The sequence below is a fragment of the Paenibacillus sp. P4_A7 genome, from assembly GCF_056402455.1.
Window position 1 is genome coordinate 1 of the sequence record NZ_JBFUHJ010000334.1, and the last position, 6075, is coordinate 6075.

General features: G+C 42.0%; 6 protein-coding genes. All 6 read left to right on the plus strand.

Annotated features, from left to right (window positions below):
* Positions 1–886 (plus strand): GH39 family glycosyl hydrolase (locus AC1DWN_RS25370; RefSeq protein WP_477561676.1); only part of this gene is annotated, 886 nt, incomplete at its 5' end.
* Between the two features lie 75 nt (positions 887–961).
* Positions 962–2476 (plus strand): M81 family metallopeptidase, encoded by a 1515-nt coding sequence (locus tag AC1DWN_RS25375; protein WP_477561677.1) that lies wholly within the window; start codon positions 962–964, stop codon positions 2474–2476.
* Complete coding sequence (gene ilvD, locus AC1DWN_RS25380) at positions 2477–4207, plus strand: dihydroxy-acid dehydratase (RefSeq protein WP_477561678.1); 1731 nt, start codon at positions 2477–2479, stop codon at positions 4205–4207.
* A gap of 15 nt (positions 4208–4222) precedes the next feature.
* Complete coding sequence (locus AC1DWN_RS25385; protein ID WP_477561679.1) at positions 4223–4984, plus strand: SDR family NAD(P)-dependent oxidoreductase; 762 nt, start codon at positions 4223–4225, stop codon at positions 4982–4984.
* Between the two features lie 584 nt (positions 4985–5568).
* On the plus strand, positions 5569–5715 hold the full coding sequence (locus tag AC1DWN_RS25390; RefSeq protein ID WP_477561680.1) for a hypothetical protein: 147 nt from the start codon (positions 5569–5571) through the stop codon (positions 5713–5715).
* A 24-nt stretch (positions 5716–5739) separates the two neighbouring features.
* Positions 5740–6075: glutamine amidotransferase-related protein (locus tag AC1DWN_RS25395; protein WP_477561681.1), on the plus strand; the 336-nt coding region annotated here is incomplete at its 3' end.

Consider the following 6075-nt stretch of genomic DNA (forward strand, 5'->3'; position numbering starts at 1 on the left):
ATGTATGTGGTCAGGAACGGCAGAGCAATATTATGAAATGTATCGTATTACGGCGAATGCTATCAAGCAATTAGACTCTAATCTAAAGGTAGGCGGTCAAGCGGCGACGATGATTAACATGCCTTTTACCAAGGGATTTATTGCTTATTGTAAAGAACATTCACTGCCTTTGGATTTTTTTACTTGGCATACTTATGCCAATGCACCAGAACAAATTTCGGCAAATGCTATTCAGGTAAGGGCATTGCTAGATGAAGCGGGATTTGAGAAGACAGAAAGTCATTTGAACGAATGGAATTATATGCAGGCTGATGAAGGTGCGGATGAAGAGCTTTGGAAGTTGTTATGGAAGCCAGGTGGTGAAAATTTCCGTAGAAATTTGTTCGAGAGACAGAAAAATGCAGAGGGTGCCTCATTTGTCGCTGCTGTACTTGCTGATCTTCAAGATCAAGCGGTTGACGAAGCTAACTACTATGATGGGCAGCCGCATGAGCTGTTTAGCGGATTGTTCGACAGCTATGGAATACCGCAGAAAACGTATCGCGTGTTCGAAAGGTTCCAGCAAATGTGTTTGTATGAGGAGCGCCTAAAGATCAAGATAGAACCCCATGCATTTGGGCTGTATGGCTTCTGTGTTACGAATAATAAGGGTGAGCTTGCTTTATGGATTAGCAATTTCAGTGGAGAAAGCCGAAATTATAGGATTGCATTTGAAGGAAGTTTAGATCGGAGCTTATCCAGTGGCCAATGGTCCATGCAAGGCCATACTCGAGATTTTCATGATGTAGAGCATTTAAATGTTACTCCCGATTGCAGACAAATGAACATTCACATTCCGAGACACTCTGTTCTAGTGTTAAGGACGACCTGGTATTTTACGAAATAACGAAGGGGCGTGTTGTCCCCAATTTCCTAAATAATATAGTGAATTTACTAAATCGTAAAGGCAGGGCCTTAACATATGAGAGTGATCATTGGTGGAATTTCACAGGAGAGCAATACATTTAGTCCTTCTTTAAGCACTATGGAGGATTTTAGAAATCATGTTTTCGTAGAGGGCAAAGAGATTGAAACAATGATTATCGCGAATGAAATCAATGGATTCTATCAAGCCGCAAGTGAGGAACAGATCCAGTGTATTCCAACTGTATTTGGTCAGGCAGTTTCATCCGGTGTGTTTAGTAAGGAGGCATTTGAAGAACTAAAGCAGCTTATTACTGATCATTTTCAGAGAGCTGCTGATTATGATGGAGTGTTTTTTGCCTTTCATGGTGCGATGGTAGCTGAGGGCTGCGATGATGTTGAAGGAGAACTCATTCAGGTTATTAGAAATGTAATAGGAAATGAAATTCCTTTCGTTATTTCACTAGATTCGCATGCGAATGTTACCAATAGGATGGTTGAGCAAGTTAACGGTATCGTCGGATATCAAACCTTTCCCCATATTGATTTTGTAAGTACGGGGTACAGAGCGGGCAAGCTCCTACATTCTATATTACAAAAAGAATTACAGACTAGACTCGCGATGGTGAAAATCCCAATGATTGTTCCTGCAGAGAACGGCCAGACGATGCGTGGTCCGTTGGCTGAATTATGGAAAGAAGCATTTAAAGGAGAACAAGTCGGTGATTCCATTATCACGTCTCTCTTTCCTGTTCAGCCGTGGCTAGATATCGAGGAGTTAGGCTTCTCAGTTGTAGTTGTAAGTAACAATAAACAAAAAGCACAGCAAGAAGCTGAACGATTAGCAAAGCTAGCCTGGAATATACGTGAAGATTTTGATGTGCAGCTATATTCAGTAGCTGAAATAGTTGAGAAGGTCTTGTCGAGAACGGTTGAAGGACCTATCGTGATTTCTGACTCGGCAGACAGCCCGGGAGCAGGATCTACGGGAGATAGTAATGCTGTGCTTAAGCAATTGCTGGATTTAGGTGTGGAGACACGCCTTTCCTGTATTATGACTATGGTTGATCCGGCTGCCGTTGCTCAGGCGATCAATGAAGGTGTCGGGAAACAGGTAGAGTTAAAAGTAGGCTATACGATTCATGTAAATGGTGGTCAGCCTCTATTGGTAAGTGGAATTGTTAAAAGAATAGGTGATGGTAAATTTCTATTCAATGAGGGTTATGCCAAAAATACGGAAGGCAACATGGGTAGATGTGTTGTCCTGCAAATTGGCAAGATTGCCGTGCTTCTCTCTGAGAAGCCGACGTTCACCGGAGACCCGATTATGTACCGAACGATGGGACTTGAACCTTTGGAACAGGATTCGGTGCTTGTAAAATCGGCTAATCAATTCCGAGCGCAATATGAGAAGCTCTCCGAGCAGATTTATATTCTGGATACGCCAGGTAGTAGTACTGCTCAATTATTATCACTTCCTTTTACGAATATAAAAATGCCTTTCTATCCGTTCGACAATCAATTTGAATGGCAATATTCTAACACAAACGAACAGACAAAGGTGGAGAATTAGATGAGCAAAGCTAAAGAAATGGAAAGTCAAAAGGTTCGTAAAATCAGTTTTGAGGGTGACGCCCTCCGAATGTCGATGGACTGGACGGTTGAGGATTTAGATAAGGTGCAGGTCCTTGTTGAGAGTACACATGGGTCAAGTCATCCGAGTTCTTATCACCTCGGTGAGTTAGTAGGCGAGATGGAGAAGGGGGTATTCCAAAAGGGTGGTAAGCCTGCGATTTATACAACAACAGATATTTGTGATGGTGTAGCACAGGCTCATAACGGCATGCATTATTCTCTATTGTCTCGAGATATGATTACGTCCATGGTAGAAATACATGCAATGGCGACACCTTTCGATGCTATGGTACTAACCTCTGCAGGTGATAAGGCAGTGCCAGCTCATCTTATGGTGATTGCTAGATTGAATATTCCAGCGATACATGTTCCCGGTGGAGCAATGGGAGCAGGGCCTTGCATGCGTTCTAATGAAGAGCTGTGGCATATGAGTGTAGAAGTCGATCAGAATAAGATGACCAAGGAGGAATTTCTAGCTTTTCAACGTGCGTGCTGTCCAACGTGTGGAGCTTGTCAGTATATGGGAACAGCGGCCACCATGCAGGTTATGTCTGAAGCGTTAGGCTTGGCGCTCCCTTGGTCGGCGCTTATTCCGGCAACGAATGCGGAGATTAAACGTGCAGCTAGAGCAGCGGGTCAACAGGTTATGAATCTTGTTCAAGCGGGTATTACTCCTTCTCAAATTTTGACCCGTGAGGCATTCGAAAATGCCATCATGATCCATTCCGCTATTGGCGGCTCTTTAAATGCTGTTATGCATTTAATCGCTATTGCTAGAGAGATTGGTATTGATATAGATGCTGAGACGTTCGATCGCATTCATCGAAGCATTCCCGTTCTTGTGGATACGAAGACCGCTGGACAGTACCCTACAGAGCTGTTCTGGTATGCTGGCGGCGTTCCGCTTGTTATGCAAGAGCTTAAAGATTATTTGCATCTCGATTGTTTGACAGTAACGGGGCAAACCGTTCGTGAAAATTTAGAAGATTTCAGTAAAAATGAAATGCCAAAGTTCGCTGAAATGTTCCTGGGCAATTATAAGTTGAATCGCCGTAATGTCATTTATCCTATTCAGAAACCTTTAAAATCAGAGGGCTCGCTTGCTGTACTCAAAGGAAATCTAGCTCCAAACGGTTGTACGATCAAAAAATCCGCAGTCGTTGAAGAGATGCAAGTTCATAAAGGRCCTGTTAAAGTGTTCGACACAGAGAGATCTGCTGTAGAAGCGTTGATGGCTAAGGAAATTACTCCTGGTGATATCGTCATTATTCGTTACCAGGGGCCTAAAGCGGTGGGGATGCCGGAGATGTTCTTTATGTCTGAGCTGATCGCTTCTGATCCAAAGTTATCTCGTACTACTTCACTAGTTACTGACGGCAGGTTCTCCGGAGCAACTCGTGGACCATGTGTTGGTTACATGGGTCCTGAAGCATTAGATGGAGGTCCAATTGCTGTTGTTGCCAATGGTGATATAGTTTTAATCGATATACCGAATAGAGCAATTGATATTATAGGTACGGAAGGTCAAGAGCGAAGCAAGGAAGAGATAGATGAGATTATACGTCAGCGCTTCGAGGGATGGAGTCCACCTAAGTTTAATCATAAAGGGGCATTATTGCAGTACACAAGAATGGCACGTCCCGCGCTGGAAGGCGGATCATGTTCTTAATTCGGAGGAACGTATATGAGATTGAGAGGGAAAACAGCAATTATTACAGGCTCGGCCCGCTCCATTGGAGCCACTATTGCGAGACGATATGCAGCAGAAGGGGCCAACGTCGTTATCAATGATAGAGCTCATGCCGAGAGGGCCCATAAACTCGTGGATGAAATCAAAGAGCTAGGGGGCGAAGCCTTCTTTTATCAGGCTGATGTGTCTAAGGAAGCCGAAGTAAAAGATATGGTTGAAGAAACCATTCAGCGCTATGGCAAAGTAGATATTCTAGTGAATAATGCAGCGATTGAACCTCGCAAAACATGGTATGAAATAACAGAAGAGGAATGGGACACTATTATGGGTGTTAACATTAAGTCGCAGTTTTTATGTGCGAAGGCTGTTTTCCCATCGATGAAGAGTCAGAATTATGGGAAAATCATTAATGTATCCTCTGTTACCTATTTCACAGGACAAACCAATTTTTTGCACTACGTGACATCCAAAGGTGCCATAATTGGCTTTACCCGGGCACTTGCTCGAGAAGTGGGTGAACATCATATCAACGTAAATTGCATTACGCCAGGTGCGGTGTCAACTGAGACGGAGCTTGAGAAGGTTGGTGCGGAAGGGCTTATCGGCGTTGAGGAATACCTAGCAGAGAGACAAAGCTTTTCCCGTCGTATGAATGGTGACGACATTGAAGGGACATTCGTTTTTCTGGCATCAAAAGACAGCGATTTCATTACAGGACAGACAATCAATGTTGACGGCGGTTGGATCATGCATTAATTGTGTGTTTTATCGGCTAGGTCTAAAGTCCAATCCTGATATTAATGAAGTTTCATTGATAGGAGCAAACCCTAGGCAAGCTCCTATCAAGTTTTAATTGAAGGTTTTGGTACTACTTAAGTCTCCTTAAATACAGGGAGATTTTTTTGTTCTCCACAGTTATAGTACGACGGATGATCGAGAAATCAGTATTACTTGCATTACCAGATAGCTTGGAGAATTGAACGACAAGTTGGTGTTAAGTGGAAACAGGTAGGAAATGAAATAGTTGATGAAGTCGAGTTGAAGTCAAATAAATTTAATCTACCGACGGAAAAAGGGGAGTATATCTACTCCATTAATGCCAGCTGGGGAAAGAACAGTAGTGGTCTGTATGCTTTTAAAGTGAGTATCGAATAAAACGATATGATCACGTCCTTGATGTGGGGATAAGTGTAGTTTTAAGGAGGGGTTTATTGTAAAATTATCTTGGAATATTTCAGTTTAAAATAAAAAATACCATCTATCATTCCGCATCCCCATTCTATTTTCCAATGGTGGAAAAAATACGGGATTATGAAATTTGGAAAGAATACATCGAATTCATGAAAAACCTTATTGAAAAGGGACTTTCTACTGGTAAATATGCTGTTAATGAATATGTAGATTTTTATGTAAAGTCTAGTGAAGACAGTATGGATAAAGAAGATTTTAAAATATGTGCTCAAACCAATTTCAAAGTAAGTGAGTGAAATAGTATTAGCGGGGGCCATCCAATGAAAATTGCGATTATAGGTGATTATAATATAGAATATCCATCACATAGAGCTACTAATGATGCTCTCGTGCATTCTTCTCAGAAATTAGGGATTCATATAGAGTACGAATGGATTCCTACAGCATCAATAATCGAAGAATTGGGTAAAATCATTAATACTTTCAATGGGTTTTGGATCGCTCCTGGTAGTCCCGAATCCGTAGAAGGCGTATTATGCATTATTAAATATGCTCGTGAGAATGACGTTCCGTTATTAGGTACATGCGGTGGTTTTCAAAACATGATCATTGAGTATGCTAGGAACAAACTATTGATCTATGAAGCGGAGCATGAG